13 protein-coding genes, 2 tRNA genes and 1 rRNA gene are annotated in these 15,202 nt (G+C 52.7%); 4 read left to right on the top strand and 12 right to left on the bottom strand.

The annotated features are described in order from the left end of the window. Positions 1-4: 4 nt before the first annotated feature. A complete protein-coding gene (rep, locus tag AC6EMZ_RS21355; RefSeq protein WP_498404847.1) occupies positions 5-2,026 on the bottom strand; it encodes a DNA helicase Rep in 2,022 nt (673 codons plus the stop codon). Between the two features lie 85 nt (positions 2,027-2,111). Between rep and ppiC the strand changes: the two genes are divergently transcribed. Continuing rightward, positions 2,112-2,393, top strand: a complete 282-nt coding sequence (gene ppiC / locus AC6EMZ_RS21360) for a peptidylprolyl isomerase PpiC (RefSeq protein ID WP_015960967.1) — start codon at positions 2,112-2,114, stop codon at positions 2,391-2,393. Between the two features lie 81 nt (positions 2,394-2,474). Here ppiC and ilvC read toward each other — a convergent pair whose 3' ends face one another. After that, positions 2,475-3,950: a ketol-acid reductoisomerase gene (gene ilvC, locus AC6EMZ_RS21365; RefSeq protein ID WP_498404848.1), complete on the bottom strand. Its 1,476-nt coding sequence runs from the start codon at positions 3,948-3,950 to the stop codon at positions 2,475-2,477. Between the two features lie 159 nt (positions 3,951-4,109). On the opposite strand from ilvC, the gene ilvY reads away from it, so the two are divergent. Next, positions 4,110-5,000, top strand: coding sequence for an HTH-type transcriptional activator IlvY (gene ilvY, locus AC6EMZ_RS21370; RefSeq protein WP_498404849.1), 891 nt, complete (start codon positions 4,110-4,112; stop codon positions 4,998-5,000). On the opposite strand, the gene ilvA is transcribed toward ilvY, so the two are convergent. From ilvA to ilvL, 6 genes are all read right to left on the bottom strand, one after another. After that, complete coding sequence (gene ilvA / locus AC6EMZ_RS21375; RefSeq protein ID WP_498404859.1) at positions 4,997-6,541, bottom strand: threonine ammonia-lyase, biosynthetic; 1,545 nt, start codon at positions 6,539-6,541, stop codon at positions 4,997-4,999. The genes ilvY and ilvA overlap by 4 nt on opposite strands. A gap of 2 nt (positions 6,542-6,543) precedes the next feature. After that, a complete protein-coding gene (gene ilvD, locus AC6EMZ_RS21380; protein ID WP_498404850.1) occupies positions 6,544-8,394 on the bottom strand; it encodes a dihydroxy-acid dehydratase in 1,851 nt (616 codons plus the stop codon). Between the two features lie 60 nt (positions 8,395-8,454). Continuing rightward, positions 8,455-9,384: a branched-chain amino acid transaminase gene (locus tag AC6EMZ_RS21385; protein WP_498404851.1), complete on the bottom strand. Its 930-nt coding sequence runs from the start codon at positions 9,382-9,384 to the stop codon at positions 8,455-8,457. Positions 9,385-9,401: 17 nt separating this feature from the next. After that, positions 9,402-9,665, bottom strand: a complete 264-nt coding sequence (ilvM, locus tag AC6EMZ_RS21390; protein WP_498404852.1) for an acetolactate synthase 2 small subunit — start codon at positions 9,663-9,665, stop codon at positions 9,402-9,404. Further along, positions 9,662-11,308 carry an acetolactate synthase 2 catalytic subunit gene (gene ilvG / locus AC6EMZ_RS21395; protein WP_498404853.1) on the bottom strand — a complete coding sequence of 549 codons (1,647 nt, stop codon included), beginning with the start codon at positions 11,306-11,308 and terminating at the stop codon, positions 9,662-9,664. Before ilvG ends, ilvM begins: the two co-directional genes overlap by 4 nt. Before the next feature lie 139 nt (positions 11,309-11,447). Beyond that, positions 11,448-11,546, bottom strand: coding sequence for an ilv operon leader peptide (ilvL, locus tag AC6EMZ_RS21400; protein ID WP_071818784.1), 99 nt, complete (start codon positions 11,544-11,546; stop codon positions 11,448-11,450). Between the two features lie 341 nt (positions 11,547-11,887). Here ilvL and AC6EMZ_RS21405 point away from each other — a divergent pair, with 341 nt between their 5' ends. Then, positions 11,888-13,408 (top strand): YifB family Mg chelatase-like AAA ATPase, encoded by a 1,521-nt coding sequence (locus AC6EMZ_RS21405; RefSeq protein ID WP_498404854.1) that lies wholly within the window; start codon positions 11,888-11,890, stop codon positions 13,406-13,408. A gap of 31 nt (positions 13,409-13,439) precedes the next feature. Here AC6EMZ_RS21405 and AC6EMZ_RS21410 read toward each other — a convergent pair whose 3' ends face one another. Continuing rightward, entirely contained in the window at positions 13,440-13,778 is a 339-nt protein-coding gene (locus AC6EMZ_RS21410) for a MaoP family protein (RefSeq protein ID WP_498404855.1), read from the bottom strand. Between the two features lie 118 nt (positions 13,779-13,896). On the opposite strand from AC6EMZ_RS21410, the gene hdfR reads away from it, so the two are divergent. After that, positions 13,897-14,718, top strand: coding sequence for an HTH-type transcriptional regulator HdfR (gene hdfR / locus AC6EMZ_RS21415; protein WP_498404856.1), 822 nt, complete (start codon positions 13,897-13,899; stop codon positions 14,716-14,718). Positions 14,719-14,814: 96 nt separating this feature from the next. On the opposite strand, the gene AC6EMZ_RS21420 is transcribed toward hdfR, so the two are convergent. The 3 genes from AC6EMZ_RS21420 to rrf all read right to left on the bottom strand — a co-directional run bounded on the left by AC6EMZ_RS21420 (position 14,815) and on the right by rrf (position 15,193). Then, a tRNA-Trp gene (locus AC6EMZ_RS21420) sits at positions 14,815-14,890 on the bottom strand. 55 nt (positions 14,891-14,945) lie between these two features. After that, positions 14,946-15,022, bottom strand: a tRNA-Asp gene (locus tag AC6EMZ_RS21425). A gap of 55 nt (positions 15,023-15,077) precedes the next feature. Further along, positions 15,078-15,193, bottom strand: a 5S ribosomal RNA gene (rrf, locus tag AC6EMZ_RS21430). Positions 15,194-15,202: the final 9 nt, after the last annotated feature.

The following is a 15,202-nucleotide window of genomic DNA, read 5'->3' on the forward strand; positions in this document are numbered from 1 at the left end:
ACGTTTATTTCTCTTTGGCTTTTGCCAGCATCGCGCGGATATTTGCCACGTTAGCCTGCCCTTTGTGCATCCTTTCTTCTGCCGTAATCACTTTTCGTTCTTGTTCCCACATCAAATCGTCCTGCGGTAGCTCAAGCAGGAAACGGCTCGGCTCAGGACGCACCAGTTCACCGTACTGACGACGTTCTTTGCACATCGTGAAGGTCAGTTCTTTCTGCGCGCGCGTAATGCCGACGTAGGCCAGACGACGCTCTTCCTCAACGTTATCTTCGTCGATACTACTCTGGTGTGGCAACAAACCCTCTTCCATTCCGACTAAATAAACATAAGGAAATTCAAGCCCTTTAGAAGCATGAAGCGTCATCAATTGAACCTGGTCAGCCTCTTCTTCACTTTCGCCACGTTCCATCATGTCGCGTAAGGTAAACCGGGTTACCACCTGAGTCAGCGTCATGGGTTCATCAATTTCCGACCCTTCCAGCATTTCCGTCATCCAGGTGAAAAGCTGGTTGACGTTTTTCATCCGCATTTCAGCCGCTTTTGGGCTGGCGGACGTTTCGTAAAGCCAGGATTCGTAGTTGATGCCGTGAATTAAATCACGCACCGCTGAAATAGGCTCGCGCTCCGCAAGACGCTGAACGTCACCCAACCACTGCGTGAAGCGTGTTAACGACTCATATCCACGCCCGGCCAGCGTCTGGCTAAGTCCCATATCGAAGCTGGCGGTAAACATGCTTTTGTTGCGAGTCATCGCCCATTCGCCCAGCTTTTGCAGGGTCGCTGGCCCAATCTCACGCTTAGGCGTATTCACGATACGTAAAAAAGCACTGTCGTCGTCTGGGTTAGTCAGCACACGCAGATAAGCGAGGAGATCTTTTATTTCCGGTCGCGAGAAGAACGATGTACCGCCAGAAATTTTGTACGGAATGCGGTTTTGCATCAGCATCTTTTCGAAGACGCGCGACTGGTGGTTGCCGCGATACAAAATCGCATAATCCTTATACTGCGTTTTATTGACGAAGTGATGGGCAATCAACTCACCCGCAACGCGCTCGGCTTCATGCTCCTCACTGTTTGCGTTCAGCACTTTCAGTTCGGTACCGTAACTTAGCTCGGAGAAAAGGCGCTTTTCGAAGACATGCGGGTTATTGGCGATCAAAATATTCGCCGCCTTCAGAATACGTCCGGAGGAACGGTAGTTCTGCTCCAGCTTAACCACCTGCAATGCCGGGAAATCTTGACTCAGCAAGACCAGGTTTTGCGGACGTGCGCCACGCCAGGAGTAAATTGACTGGTCATCATCGCCCACCACGGTAAAGCGCGCCCGCTGACCCACCAGCAGTTTAACCAGTTCATATTGGCTGGTGTTGGTATCTTGATATTCATCCACCAGCAGATAGCGGATCTTATTTTGCCAGCGCTCGCGTACCTCTTCGTTACGCTGTAAAAGCAGCGTCGGCAACAGGATCAGATCGTCAAAGTCGAGCACATTACAGGCTTTAAGATGGTCATCGTATAGGCTGTAGCAATGCGCGAAGATCCGATCGCGTTCGCCTTTTGCGCTCGCCGCCGCCTGTGCAGGCGTCATCAGATCGTTTTTCCAGTTTGAGATCGTTGAGATCAACTGCTGGAGTATCAATTTGTCATCTTCGATCCGCCCCTCGGTCAGCTCTTTAAGTAAAGCAACCTGATCGGTATCGTCGAACAACGAAAAGTTCGATTTCATCCCTAACGCAGCGTATTCGCGCTTGATGATATCCAGACCCAGCGTATGGAAGGTCGAAATCATCAGGCCACGCGCCTCTTTGCGGCCCATCGTTTGCCCGACACGTTCTTTCATTTCGCGTGCCGCTTTGTTGGTAAAGGTCACCGCCGCGATTTGACGTGCCTGATAGCCGCAGCCGCGAATCAGGTGAGCAATCTTATTGGTGATCACGCGGGTTTTGCCGGATCCAGCACCCGCCAGCACCAGGCAAGGTCCGGTGACGAATTCGACGGCTTGTTGTTGTCCGGGGTTTAAACGCATAAGAAGGTCACTCAATGAAAGTCGGGAGAGGAGTAAAACGCGTGATAGTATAGCGAGCCTAATCCATACCACTCAAGGCACGATCATGGCTAAAACCGCGGCAGCACTGCATATCCTTGTTAAAGAAGAGAAACTGGCTTTAGATCTTCTGGAACAAATCAAAAATGGCGCAGACTTTGAAAAGTTAGCGAAGAAACACTCGACCTGTCCATCAGGTAAAAAAGGCGGTCACCTGGGTGAATTCCGTCAGGGCCAGATGGTGCCGGCGTTCGACAAAGTGGTGTTCTCCTGCCCGGTGCTGGAACCAACCGGTCCACTGCACACCCAGTTCGGTTACCACATCATTAAAGTGCTTTACAGGAATTAATAAAAAGCCCAGTGAGCTTACGCTCACTGGGCTTTTTTGATAGTGGAAAGCGATTCCTCTATGCATTCCGAATTGCAGGAATCAGCCTGCGACGGCAATACGCTTCATATCTTTCATATAGCCACGCAGTTTGTGACCCACGCTTTCAATCGCATGGCTGCGAATCGCTTCGTTTGCATCACGCAACTGAGCGTTATCTACAGCGCCTTCGGCAACGGCTTTACCCAGATCGCCTGCTTGCAGCGTGGTCATGAATTCTTTCAGCAGCGGAACACACGCGTAAGAGAACAGGTAGTTACCGTATTCAGCGGTATCGGAGATAACCACGTTCATTTCATACAGACGCTTACGCGCGATGGTGTTCGCAATAAGCGGCAGCTCGTGCAGTGATTCGTAGTAAGCAGACTCTTCGATGATACCGGAATCAACCATGGTTTCGAACGCCAGCTCAACGCCCGCTTTTACCATTGCGATCATCAGCACGCCTTTGTCGAAGTACTCTTGCTCGCTGATTTTACCATCGAACTGCGAAGCGGTTTCGAACGCAGTTTTGCCGGTCTCTTCACGCCAGGTCAGCAGATTTTTGTCGTCGTTCGCCCAGTCCGCCATCATGCCGGAAGAGAATTCACCGGAGATGATATCGTCCATGTGTTTCTGGAACAGCGGTGCCATGATCGCTTTCAGCTGTTCTGACAGTGCATAAGCGCGCAGTTTAGCCGGGTTGGACAGACGATCCATCATCAGCGTAATGCCGCCCTGCTTCAGCGCTTCGGTGATGGTTTCCCAGCCGAACTGAATCAGTTTTTCTGCGTAAGCCGGGTCGGTACCTTCTTCTACCAGCTTGTCGAAGCACAGCAAAGAGCCAGCCTGCAGCATGCCGCAGAGGATGGTCTGCTCACCCATCAGGTCAGATTTTACTTCTGCCACGAAGGACGATTCCAGAACACCTGCACGGTGACCACCGGTAGCCGCAGCCCAGGCTTTGGCGATTGCCATGCCTTCGCCTTTTGGATCGTTTTCCGGGTGAACGGCGATCAGAGTCGGCACGCCAAACCCGCGTTTGTACTCTTCACGTACTTCGGTGCCCGGACATTTCGGTGCCACCATCACCACGGTGATGTCTTTACGAATCTGCTCACCCACTTCAACAATGTTGAAACCGTGAGAGTAACCCAGCGCAGCGCCGTCTTTCATCATTGGCTGAACAGCACGCACCACGTCGGAGTGCTGTTTGTCTGGCGTCAGGTTAACCACCAGATCGGCCTGCGGGATCAGCTCTTCATAGGTGCCTACTTTGAAGCCGTTTTCAGTCGCTTTACGCCAGGAAGCACGCTTCTCAGCAATGGCTTCTTTACGCAGGGCGTAGGAGATATCCAGACCGGAGTCACGCATGTTCAGGCCCTGGTTCAGACCCTGCGCGCCACAGCCGACGATGACCACTTTTTTACCCTGAAGGTAGCTCGCGCCATCGGCAAATTCGTCGCGACCCATAAAGCGGCATTTGCCCAGTTGCGCCAGCTGCTGACGCAGATTCAGTGTATTGAAGTAGTTAGCCATGGTGGAACCTCGTGATGTTGTGTTGTGGTGCTTATTATTCGGTGTACTTCGCTTATGCGAGAATGAACTTACTATATGACAGGAAATACATTGCGGAAATTGATATATTCACAACGTAACGTTGCAATTTATGCAACGTAAAAATGCGGAGTGCAGTCTGTGGATTTACGCGATCTGAAAATGTTTTTGCATCTGGCGGAAAGCCGTCACTTTGGCCGCAGTGCGCGGGCGATGCACGTCAGTCCTTCCACACTGTCCCGCCAAATTCAGCGTCTGGAAGAGGATCTCGGCCAGGCGTTGTTTGTGCGCGATAATCGCACCGTCACGCTGACGGAAGCTGGTGACGAATTACGTACCTTTGCTCAGCAAACGTTATTGCAGTATCAGCGATTACGCCACACCATCGATCAGCAAGGCCCTTCTCTCTCGGGTGAGCTGCATATTTTTTGCTCCGTTACGGCGGCATACAGTCACCTCCCTCCCATTCTCGACCGCTTCCGCGCTGAACATCCCTCAGTGGAAATCAAGCTCACTACCGGTGATGCCGCAGATGCAATGGAAAAAGTGGTAACGGGCGAAGCGGATTTAGCGATTGCGGGTAAGCCGGAAACATTGCCCGGCGCGGTCGCTTTTTCAATGCTGGAAAATCTGGCAGTGGTGTTGATTGCACCGGCCCTTCCCTGTCCAGTGCGTAATCAGGTCTCAGTGGATTCCCCCGATTGGTCAACGGTGCCCTTTATCATGGCCGATCAAGGACCGGTGCGACGCCGCATCGAACTCTGGTTCCGCCGTCAGAAAATCAGCAACCCGTCGATTTACGCAACGGTAGGCGGGCACGAGGCTATGGTATCCATGGTCGCCTTAGGCTGCGGCGTGGCGTTACTGCCGGAAGTAGTACTGGAAAATAGTCCGGAGCCGGTGCGCAATCGCGTGATGATTTTAGAGCGCAGTGATGAGAAAACACCGTTTGAGCTTGGCGTTTGCGCACAAAAAAAGCGGCTGCATGAGCCGCTTATTGATGCTTTCTGGCAGATTTTGCCAAACCACTAACCGGCCAGGAAGAACCTGAATGCCGGATTATGGGTTTCGTCATGGCAGTCGTAGCCCAGCTCGTTCAGCCGCGTTTCGAAATCGGGCTCGTGCTCGCCCAACTCAAATCCCGCTAGCACGCGTCCAAAATCGGTGCCGTGGCTGCGATAATGGAACAGAGAAATGTTCCAGTGTGTACCCAGCGTATGCAGAAACTTCAGCAGTGCGCCCGGTGATTCCGGGAACTCAAAGCTGAACAGACGTTCCTGTAATGGCTTAGATGGGCGTCCACCGACCATATAACGCACGTGTAGTTTCGCCATTTCGTCGTCGGAAAGATCCACCACGCTGTAGCCACCGTCGTGCAATAGGCTGAGGATCTCTTTACGCTCCTCCAGACCACGGCTCAGGCGCACGCCAACAAAAATGCAGGCGTCTTTGGCATCGGCAAATCGATAGTTAAACTCGGTAACCGAACGCCCGCCAAGCAGCTGGCAGAACTTAAGGAAACTACCTTTCTCTTCCGGGATCGTGACGGCCAGTAGCGCTTCGCGTTGTTCGCCCAGTTCGCAACGTTCGGAAACGTAACGCAGACCATGGAAGTTAACGTTAGCGCCAGACAGCACGTGCGCCAGACGTTCACCGCGAATGTTGTGCTGCGCGATGTACTTTTTCATCCCCGCCAGTGCCAGCGCCCCGGACGGTTCTGCCACCGCACGAACGTCCTCGAACAGATCTTTCATGGCCGCGCAGATAGCATCGCTGTCGACGGTGATGATGTCGTCGAGATATTCCTGACACACGCGGAAGGTCTCATCACCAATGCGTTTCACCGCCACGCCTTCGGCAAACAGGCCAACCCGCGCAAGATCCACCGGATGACCCGCATCCAGCGCTGCTTTCAGGCAGGCGGAATCTTCTGCTTCGACGGCAATCACTTTGATTTGCGGCATCAGCTGTTTGATAAGTACCGCTACGCCCGCCGCCAGACCGCCACCGCCCACCGGTACAAATACGCGATCGAGATGTGCATCCTGCTGTAATAGCTCCAGCGCCAGCGTGCCCTGTCCGGCAATCACCATGGGGTGATCGAACGGAGGAACCCAGGTAAAGCCCTGCTGCTGAGAGAGCTCAATGGCTTTTGATTTGGCTTCATCAAAGTTTGCGCCGTGTAACAGCACTTCGCCGCCAAAACCACGCACCGCGTCAACTTTGATATCAGCAGTGGCCACCGGCATTACGATGAGCGCTTTCAGGCCCAGACGCGCGGCAGAAAACGCAACGCCCTGCGCATGGTTGCCAGCGGAAGCCGTAATCACACCACGCGCCTTTTGCTCTTCGGTCAGCCCAGCCATCATCGCGTAAGCTCCGCGCAGCTTGAAGCTATGCACAGGCTGTCGGTCTTCGCGCTTCACCAGAATCACGTTATTAAGACGTGACGAGAGCTTGTCCATCTTTTGCAGCGGCGTGACCTGCACCGCTTCATAGACCGGTGCACGCAGCACCGCTCTGAGGTATTCCGCCCCGTCAGGGGCGGCGGATAGGGGTTGCGATTCGGCCATCATTAACCCCCCAGTTTAGATTTATCGCGCACAGCACCTTTGTCCGCACTGGTGGCAAGCGTTGCATAGGCACGCAGGGCGTAGGAAACCTCGCGCTGACGGTCTTTCGGCGTCCACGCTTTATCTCCACGAGCGTCCTGTGCTTCACGACGTGCGGCAATGTCTTGACTGCTCAACTGAAGCTGAATGCCACGGTTGGGAATATCGATTTCAATCAGATCGCCGTCTTCGATAATGGCAATGTTACCGCCGCTCGCGGCTTCTGGAGAGACGTGGCCGATAGAAAGCCCGGAGGTACCACCGGAGAAACGACCGTCGGTGATGAGCGCGCAGGCTTTGCCAAGACCCATCGACTTCAGGAAGGTGGTTGGGTAAAGCATTTCCTGCATACCCGGCCCGCCTTTCGGCCCTTCGTAGCGAATCACAACCACATCGCCCGCCACGACTTTACCGCCCAGGATCGCTTCAACCGCGTCGTCCTGGCTTTCGTACACTTTTGCCGGGCCGGTGAATTTCAGGATGCTGTCATCCACGCCTGCGGTTTTCACGATACAGCCGTTTTCCGCGAAGTTACCGTACAGAACGGCCAGACCGCCCTCCTGGCTATAGGCATTCTCCAGAGAACGAATACAGCCGTTGGCGCGATCGTCGTCCAGCGTATCCCAGCGACAATTTTGCGAGAAAGCCTTGGTGGTACGGATCCCTGCGGGGCCTGCGCGGAACATGTCTTTCACGGCCTGGTCTTTCGTCAGCATCACGTCGTACTGCTCAAGTGACTCCGGCAGCGTCAGGCCAAGAATGTTTTTCACCTCACGGTTCAACAGGCTGGCGCGATCGAGTTCGCCCAGAATCCCAAGAACGCCACCGGCACGGTGAACATCTTCCATATGATATTTTGGCGTGCTCGGCGCAACCTTGCACAGCTGTGGCACCTTGCGTGAAAGCTTATCGATATCGCTCATGGTGAAATCGATTTCGGCTTCCTGCGCGGCGGCCAGCAGGTGCAGAACGGTGTTGGTAGAACCGCCCATGGCGATATCAAGCGTCATGGCGTTTTCGAATGCGGCTTTGTTGGCAATGTTGCGCGGCAGCGCGCTGGCATCGTCTTGCTCGTAATAACGTTTGGTCAATTCAACGATGCGCGTCCCGGCATTGAGGAACAACTGTTCACGATCGGCGTGGGTCGCCAGCAGTGAGCCATTGCCCGGCTGAGAAAGACCCAGTGCTTCGGTCAGACAGTTCATGGAGTTCGCGGTGAACATGCCTGAGCAGGAACCGCAGGTCGGACACGCGGAACGTTCCACCTGGTCGCTCTGCTCATCGGAGACTTTCGGATCCGCACCTTGAATCATCGCATCGACCAGGTCGAGCTTGATTATCTGATCCGACAGCTTCGTTTTACCCGCTTCCATCGGACCGCCAGAAACAAAGATCACCGGAATGTTTAAACGCAGGGATGCCATCAGCATCCCTGGGGTGATTTTGTCGCAGTTGGAGATGCAGACCATCGCATCGGCGCAGTGGGCGTTAACCATGTATTCCACGGAATCGGCGATCAGCTCGCGCGACGGCAGTGAATAAAGCATACCCCCGTGACCCATCGCGATGCCGTCATCCACGGCAATGGTATTGAACTCTTTTGCCACGCCGCCTGACGCTTCGATTTGCTCAGCGACCAGCTTACCCAGATCGCGCAAATGGACGTGGCCCGGTACGAACTGGGTAAAGGAGTTAACCACGGCGATAATCGGCTTGCCGAAATCGTCGTCGGTCATCCCGGTTGCGCGCCACAGTGCGCGGGCTCCGGCCATGTTACGACCGTGGGTGGTGGTGGCTGAACGATACTTAGGCATGCTTAATTAACTCCCGTCTATCTCATCGGTGGGACGGTGCGTGCCGTCCCAAAATTATGCTTATGAATTCACTTGATCCAACCAGCCCCATTTATCTTCCGTTTCACCGGTGAAGAGGCCAAAGAATGCTTGCTGAATACGTTTGGTGACCGGGCCACAGCGGCCTTCGCCTACCTGGATGCCGTCAACGCTGCGAACCGGGGTGATTTCTGCCGCAGTGCCAGACATAAAGACTTCATCGGCAAGATACAGCGATTCACGGGACAGAACCTGTTCACGGACTTCGATATCCATATCTTTCGCCAGCTTGATGATGGCGTCGCGGGTAATTCCCGGCAGTGCAGACGACGTGAACGGTGGAGTGAACAGGATGCCGTCTTTCACTTCAAACAGGTTTTCACCTGCGCCTTCAGAGATGTAGCCGTTAACGTCCAGCGCGATACCTTCCTGATAGCCGTGGCGGCGTGCTTCGCTACCCACCAACAGAGAAGATAGGTAGTTTCCACCTGCTTTTGCAGCGGTAGGGATTGTGTTTGGTGCCACGCGATTCCAGGAAGAAACCATTGCGTCGATCCCCTGATCCAGCGCATCTGCACCCAGATAGGCGCCCCACGGGAACGCGGCAATGATGACGTCAGTGGTGTACCCGTCTGGCGGGTTAACCCCCATTCCAACATCACCGACAAAGACCAGCGGACGAATATAGGCGCTCGTCAGATTATTTTTACGAATAACGGCGCGGCAGGCTTCCATCAGTTCATCAACGCTCTGCGAGACGGGAAAACGGTAGATTTTGGCTGAGTCACGCAGACGCTGCATGTGTTCACGATGACGGAACACCACGGGTCCTTTATGAGAATCGTAGCAACGGATACCTTCAAAGACGGAAGTACCGTAGTGCAGGGCGTGGGACATCACATGGATCTTCGCATCTTCCCAACGAACCATCTCACCGTTGAACCAAATGTAATCAGCTTTCTTCGTCGTCATTTTTATTCCTGTCACGCTTAAGCGCGGATTTGTTGTGATGTCGTTTTGCTCTGGCAGATGGCAACGTGCGCCACATCAACCAGCTTACTTAACTGACTAAACAGTAAGTCGACCGACCGTGGGCTGGCAACGGTCAATTCGATATTTATGTTTTGAGCATCGGTGGCGGTTTCCATATTCATGGCGCAAATTTGAAAACCACGGTGGCGCACAACGCGTAACACACGTTCTAAAGTTTCCGGATTGAAGCGGGCCTGTACGGCGACTTGATGTTGCATCATGATAATTTCTCCAGCATTTGTGCGTTACTGGCACCGGGTGGCACCAATGGCCAGACGTTCTCAAGCTCGTCGATTGAGACATGAAGCAGATAAGGCCCTTCGCTTTCCAGCATGGTGTCGAGTGCCGCTTCAACCTGGTCTTTACGGGTGATGTGTTGGCCTGGAATGCCGAAGGCGCTGGCCAACACAAGAAAATCGGGGTTATCGGTAAGGGTGGTTTCGCTATATCGCTCGTTAAAGAACAACTGCTGCCACTGTCGAACCATCCCTAAACGCTGGTTATCGAGTAAAAGGATTTTCAGCGGTAATTGCTTGCGTTTTACGGTGCCCAGCTCCTGCACGTTCATCATGAATGAGCCGTCGCCGGAGATGCAGATAACCGTATCGTTCGGGCGAGCAACCTGCGCGCCCACCGCCGCAGGCAAGCCAAAGCCCATCGTGCCTAAACCACTTGAAGTGATGAAGTTCTCCGGGCGGGTGTAAGTCATATGCTGTGCGGACCACATCTGGTGCTGACCCACATCGGTGGTCACCACGCAGTCTGTCGGTTTACGATCGGACAGCTGTTTTAACAGCAGCGGCGCATAGATGGCTTCACCAGGGTGATCGTAACGCCAGGCATGTTCGGTACGCATATTAGCTGTATGCGACCGCCAGCTATCAATCGACAGTGGTTGCTGCAACGCGGGCAGGAGTGCGTTCAGATCGCCCTGCAATGCCACGTGAACCTGGCGCAGTTTATTCATTTCCGCCGGGTCGATATCCATATGGATGACTTTGGCATTTGGCGCAAACGTGTTCAGCTTGCCGGTTACGCGGTCATCGAAGCGAGCTCCGACAGCGATAAGAAGATCGCATTCTTGCACCGCAAGGTTGGCGGCTTTGGTACCGTGCATCCCCAGCATGCCCAGATAATAGGGGTAATCGGCATCCACTGCGCCCAGCCCTTTCAGCGTACAGGTCGCCGGTATTTGAGTTGTTGCGATAAACTCGCGCAGCGCTGGAACCGCCTGCGCCATACCGACACCGCCCCCGATGTACAGCATCGGTTGCTGAGCCTGTGCGAACATCTGACGCGCCGCTTCCAATTCCACATGCGGGAAAGACTCTTCACCCTCAACGGTGGAGAAATGCGGCTCCAAATCGCCCAACGCAATCTGGATATCTTTGGGAATATCAATCAGCACCGGGCCAGGGCGGCCTGAGTTTGCCACCTGGAACGCTTCTGCCATCACGCGCGGCAGCTCTTCGAGAGACTGAACTAAAAAGCTGTGTTTGGTACAAGCGAGTGATAAACCAAGAACGTCTACTTCCTGAAACGCGTCGGTACCAATTAACGGCAACGCCACCTGACCGGTGATCGCAACGACAGGGACGGAATCAAGCAAAGCATCTGCCAGGCCGGTGATCAGGTTGGTCGCACCTGGACCAGAGGTCGCCATGCATACGCCTGTTTTGCCGGTAGCACGTGCAAACCCAATCGCTGCCATTGCCGCGCCCTGCTCGTGTCGGCACAAGAGATGTTCCACGCCGCCGTCATACAGTGCATCGTAAATCGGCATAATTGCGCCTCCCGGATAACCGAAGACAATTTCGACTCCCTGCGCGCGCAACGCATGTACTACCCACTGTGCCCCATTCATAGTTAGTTCCCCGTCATAAATCGAGAGAAACAGTGTTTTATGCTAGTCATCATTATCTGCTCCTCATTTAAGTTTTTAAGTCATAAAAAAACCCCCGGACCTTTCGGTGCGGGGGTCTTAGTTCGTTAAGGCTTGATTCCTAAGCCTTTCCTCGTCCAAGTGCAGCCCCGCACGGTGGGATAATAATCACCACCACGCTAATCACGACTAGGCTAATCACTTGTAGAAGGGCTTTCATATTCAGTATTTTTGCTTCTTGTTCGAAGGAATACCTAAAGAGGTAACACAGATATTCAAGCCAGCACAAGGAAAACTTATAACTGACTTTCTGATCCAACTAACAAATATGCAAAAAATGTATGTTTTATATGAAGAAAATAGAAAATGAATATTTCTCACATTTTCATCGGCATCGCTAACAATCAATAGCGAGGACAGAACAGGCTGCGATGCGTATTCCTGAACTGAGCAATGATTACATTCTCACGCTAAAAAACAGGAATGCGCTTCGTAAAGGCATAAATCTGCGGTAAAAATGACGAATGCGCGCTGGCATAGTTGCATCTTAAGGAGGCAATCATGTCACTGTCGGTTGTTTATACCCGCGCCGCTTTAGGCGTTAACGCGCCACTCATTTCTGTTGAGGTCCATTTGAGTAATGGACTACCCGGCTTAACGCTTGTTGGGCTACCAGAAACAACGGTAAAAGAGGCCAGAGACCGCGTTCGCAGCGCAATCATCAATAGCGGTTACACCTTTCCTGCAAAGAAGATAACGATCAACCTGGCACCCGCCGATTTACCAAAAGAGGGTGGACGATATGATTTACCTATCGCCATTGCGCTTCTCGCTGCGTCTGAGCAGCTTAAGTCACCTGGATTGAATACCTACGAGTTTATTGGTGAACTTGCGCTTACAGGTGCGCTAAGGGGCGTTCCTGGCGCAATCTCAGGGGCTCTGGCAGCCTTATGCGCAGGTCGACAGATTATTGTCGCCCGGGAGAATGAGTCTGAAGTCAGTCTCATCGAGGAAAAGGGCTGCCTGATTGCAGAGCACTTGCAGGAGGTCTGCGCCTTCCTCGAAGGTAAGCATCAGCTTGCCGCGCCAGAAGATCATCGAATTATTGTGCCCGATACGCTTGATGACCTGAGTGATATCATCGGCCAGGAACAAGGGAAACGTGCGCTGGAGATAACTGCGGCGGGTGGGCATAACTTGTTGCTCATCGGCCCTCCCGGTACGGGTAAAACGATGCTGGCCAGCCGACTTAATGGTCTTCTCCCGCCGTTGAGCAATCACGAAGCACTAGAGAGCGCGGCAATTATCAGTCTGGTGAATTCGACTCGTTTGCAAAAGCAGTGGAGACGAAGGCCATTTCGTTCACCACACCACAGCGCCTCTCTCAATGCGATGGTTGGTGGAGGTTCCATTCCTCAGCCTGGGGAAATCTCGCTGGCGCATAATGGCATTCTTTTTCTGGATGAATTACCCGAGTTCGAGCGTCGTGTTCTTGATGCACTACGAGAGCCCATCGAATCCGGGCAGATTCATATTTCCCGAACGCGAGCCAAAATTAGCTACCCGGCGCAGTTTCAGCTTGTCGCGGCAATGAACCCCAGTCCATCAGGACATTATCAGGGCAACCATAACCGGAGCTCACCTGAGCAGACATTGCGCTATCTTGGGAGGTTATCAGGGCCGTTTCTTGATCGTTTTGACCTGTCGCTGGAGATCCCGTTACCACCGCCCGGAGTGCTTAGTCAGAAAAACATCACTGGCGAAAGTAGTGCGATCGTTCGGGATAGAGTCGCGAATGCTCAGAAACGGCAATATCAACGCCAACATAAACTCAATGCTCGTCTCGATAACGCTGAAATTCGACAGATTTGTTTTTTGGCAGAAGATGATTCTCGGTGGCTGGAAGATACCCTGACGCGATTTGGTCTGTCAGTACGAGCCTGGCAGCGTTTACTGAAGGTCGCACGAACCATTGCTGATTTAGAGGGCTGTGGAAGCATTGAGAGACGACATTTGCAGGAAGCGTTAAGTTATCGCGCGATCGATCGCTTGTTGCTGCATCTGCAAAAAATGCTGGCGTAAAAAAAGGGGCCGGAGCCCCTTTCTCATTACTTCAGTCGTCAGACTCGGTGTAGTCTTCTGCACCTTCGACCTGCGGCTTACCGCCTGACAGCGTGTGAAAACGCTTTGGTCGCTTGATGCGTGACATGTACTTGATCCATACACGTTCAACTTCAGATACTGGCTCACGCTCTCCACGGCAAACGGCAACAAACTGTTTTTCGTCTTCAGTTGCAGGCTCACGCTTCCCCAGATCTAACTCGTTAAAGGCGTAACCATGACGTTCAAGCAGTTGCGCCTCTTTAATGGTGAAATCACCATGACGAGAGAACCCACGCGGATAATTTTTATTGTCGAAAAAACGATTAGTCGTCGTAAAGCTTTCCGCCATCCTACACGCTCCTAATTCTTTGGCCGAGCTATTAATGGCGCGGAGTATTAGTTACGCTTGACAGAGTGTAAAACAAAAGATTTAAATCATAACGACAAATAATTTTGCGGAGAAAGATGTGGATACGGAATTGCTAAAAACTTTCCTCGAAGTGAGCAGAACACGTCACTTTGGGCGGGCGGCAGAAGCGCTGTACCTGACGCAATCAGCAGTCAGTTTTCGTATTCGCCAACTAGAAAATCAGCTTGGTGTGAATCTTTTTACCCGTCATCGCAATAATATTCGCTTAACGGCGGCCGGAGAGAAACTCTTACCGTACGCAGAAACATTGATGAATACCTGGCAGGCAGCGCGAAAGGACGTTGCTCATACCTCGAGGTACAACGAGTTTTCCATCGGGGCGAGCGCAGCTTTGTGGGAGTGTATGCTGAGTCAATGGCTTACACGCTTATACCAATCCCATAACAACTTGCAGTTCGAAGCCAGGATCGCGCAGCGTCAGTCTCTCGTTAAGCAGCTCCATGAGCGCCAGTTGGATCTATTGATCACGACAGAAGCCCCCAAGATGGATGAATTTAGCAGCCAGATCCTGGGGCAGTTTAGCCTTGCACTCTATTCAGCTGAACCTTCAATGATGAAGGCGGATCTCAGCTATTTACGCCTGGAATGGGGGCCTGATTTCCAGCAGCATGAGGTCGGTTTGATTGCAGCAGATGACGTTCCACCCCTTACAACAAGTTCAGCTGAGATGGCGTGCCAGCAGCTAGCCGTTTTGAAGGGTTGCACCTGGTTACCTGTCCGTTGGGCAGATGAAAAGCTAAATTTGCACACCGTTACTGATTCAATAACCCTCTCAAGACCACTTTATGCAATCTGGCTTCAGAACAGTGATAAACAGGTGCAGATTAAAGATCTATTAAAAATCAATATAATGGATTAGCAAGGAAGGGGCTTGCAGGGACGCAAGCTTAGATAGACTTTGAGGAGGTTGTTTGAGGCAAAAAAAAATCCTTTGCCGAAGCAAAGGATCATTATATGGCAGGGGCGGAGAGACTCGAACTCGCGACACCCGGTTTTGGAGACCGGTGCTCTACCAACTGAGCTACGCCCCTAAATTTTCTTACCATTAAGCCTGCTAATTTATAGCAGGCTTAATTTTATAATAAGTGGCGGAACGGACGGGACTCGAACCCGCGACCCCCTGCGTGACAGGCAGGTATTCTAACCGACTGAACTACCGCTCCACCGAAGACTTCTACAACTCCCGGTTTAATGCCCCGGTTTACTGCTTAATTTGATGCCTGGCAGTTCCCTACTCTCACATGGGGAGACCCCACACTACCATCGGCGCTACGGCGTTTCACTTCTGAGTTCGGCATGGGGTCAGGTGGGACCACCGCGCTAAAGCCGCCAGGCAAATTCTG

The sequence above is a fragment of the Enterobacter sp. SCRI0065 genome (assembly GCF_059766475.1).

What these genes read in the sequence shown, in the direction of transcription:
- rep (WP_498404847.1), bottom strand. Translation starts at nt 2,026, where the DNA reads ATGCGTTTAAACCCCGGACAACAACAAGCCGTCGAATTCGTCACCGGA.
- ppiC (WP_015960967.1), top strand. Translation starts at nt 2,112, where the DNA reads ATGGCTAAAACCGCGGCAGCACTGCATATCCTTGTTAAAGAAGAGAAA.
- ilvC (WP_498404848.1), bottom strand. Translation starts at nt 3,950, where the DNA reads ATGGCTAACTACTTCAATACACTGAATCTGCGTCAGCAGCTGGCGCAA.
- ilvA (WP_498404859.1), bottom strand. Translation starts at nt 6,541, where the DNA reads ATGGCCGAATCGCAACCCCTATCCGCCGCCCCTGACGGGGCGGAATAC.
- ilvD (WP_498404850.1), bottom strand. Translation starts at nt 8,394, where the DNA reads ATGCCTAAGTATCGTTCAGCCACCACCACCCACGGTCGTAACATGGCC.
- AC6EMZ_RS21385 (WP_498404851.1), bottom strand. Translation starts at nt 9,384, where the DNA reads ATGACGACGAAGAAAGCTGATTACATTTGGTTCAACGGTGAGATGGTT.
- ilvM (WP_498404852.1), bottom strand. Translation starts at nt 9,665, where the DNA reads ATGATGCAACATCAAGTCGCCGTACAGGCCCGCTTCAATCCGGAAACT.
- ilvG (WP_498404853.1), bottom strand. Translation starts at nt 11,308, where the DNA reads ATGAATGGGGCACAGTGGGTAGTACATGCGTTGCGCGCGCAGGGAGTC.
- ilvL (WP_071818784.1), bottom strand. Translation starts at nt 11,546, where the DNA reads ATGAAAGCCCTTCTACAAGTGATTAGCCTAGTCGTGATTAGCGTGGTG.
- AC6EMZ_RS21405 (WP_498404854.1), top strand. Translation starts at nt 11,888, where the DNA reads ATGTCACTGTCGGTTGTTTATACCCGCGCCGCTTTAGGCGTTAACGCG.
- AC6EMZ_RS21410 (WP_498404855.1), bottom strand. Translation starts at nt 13,778, where the DNA reads ATGGCGGAAAGCTTTACGACGACTAATCGTTTTTTCGACAATAAAAAT.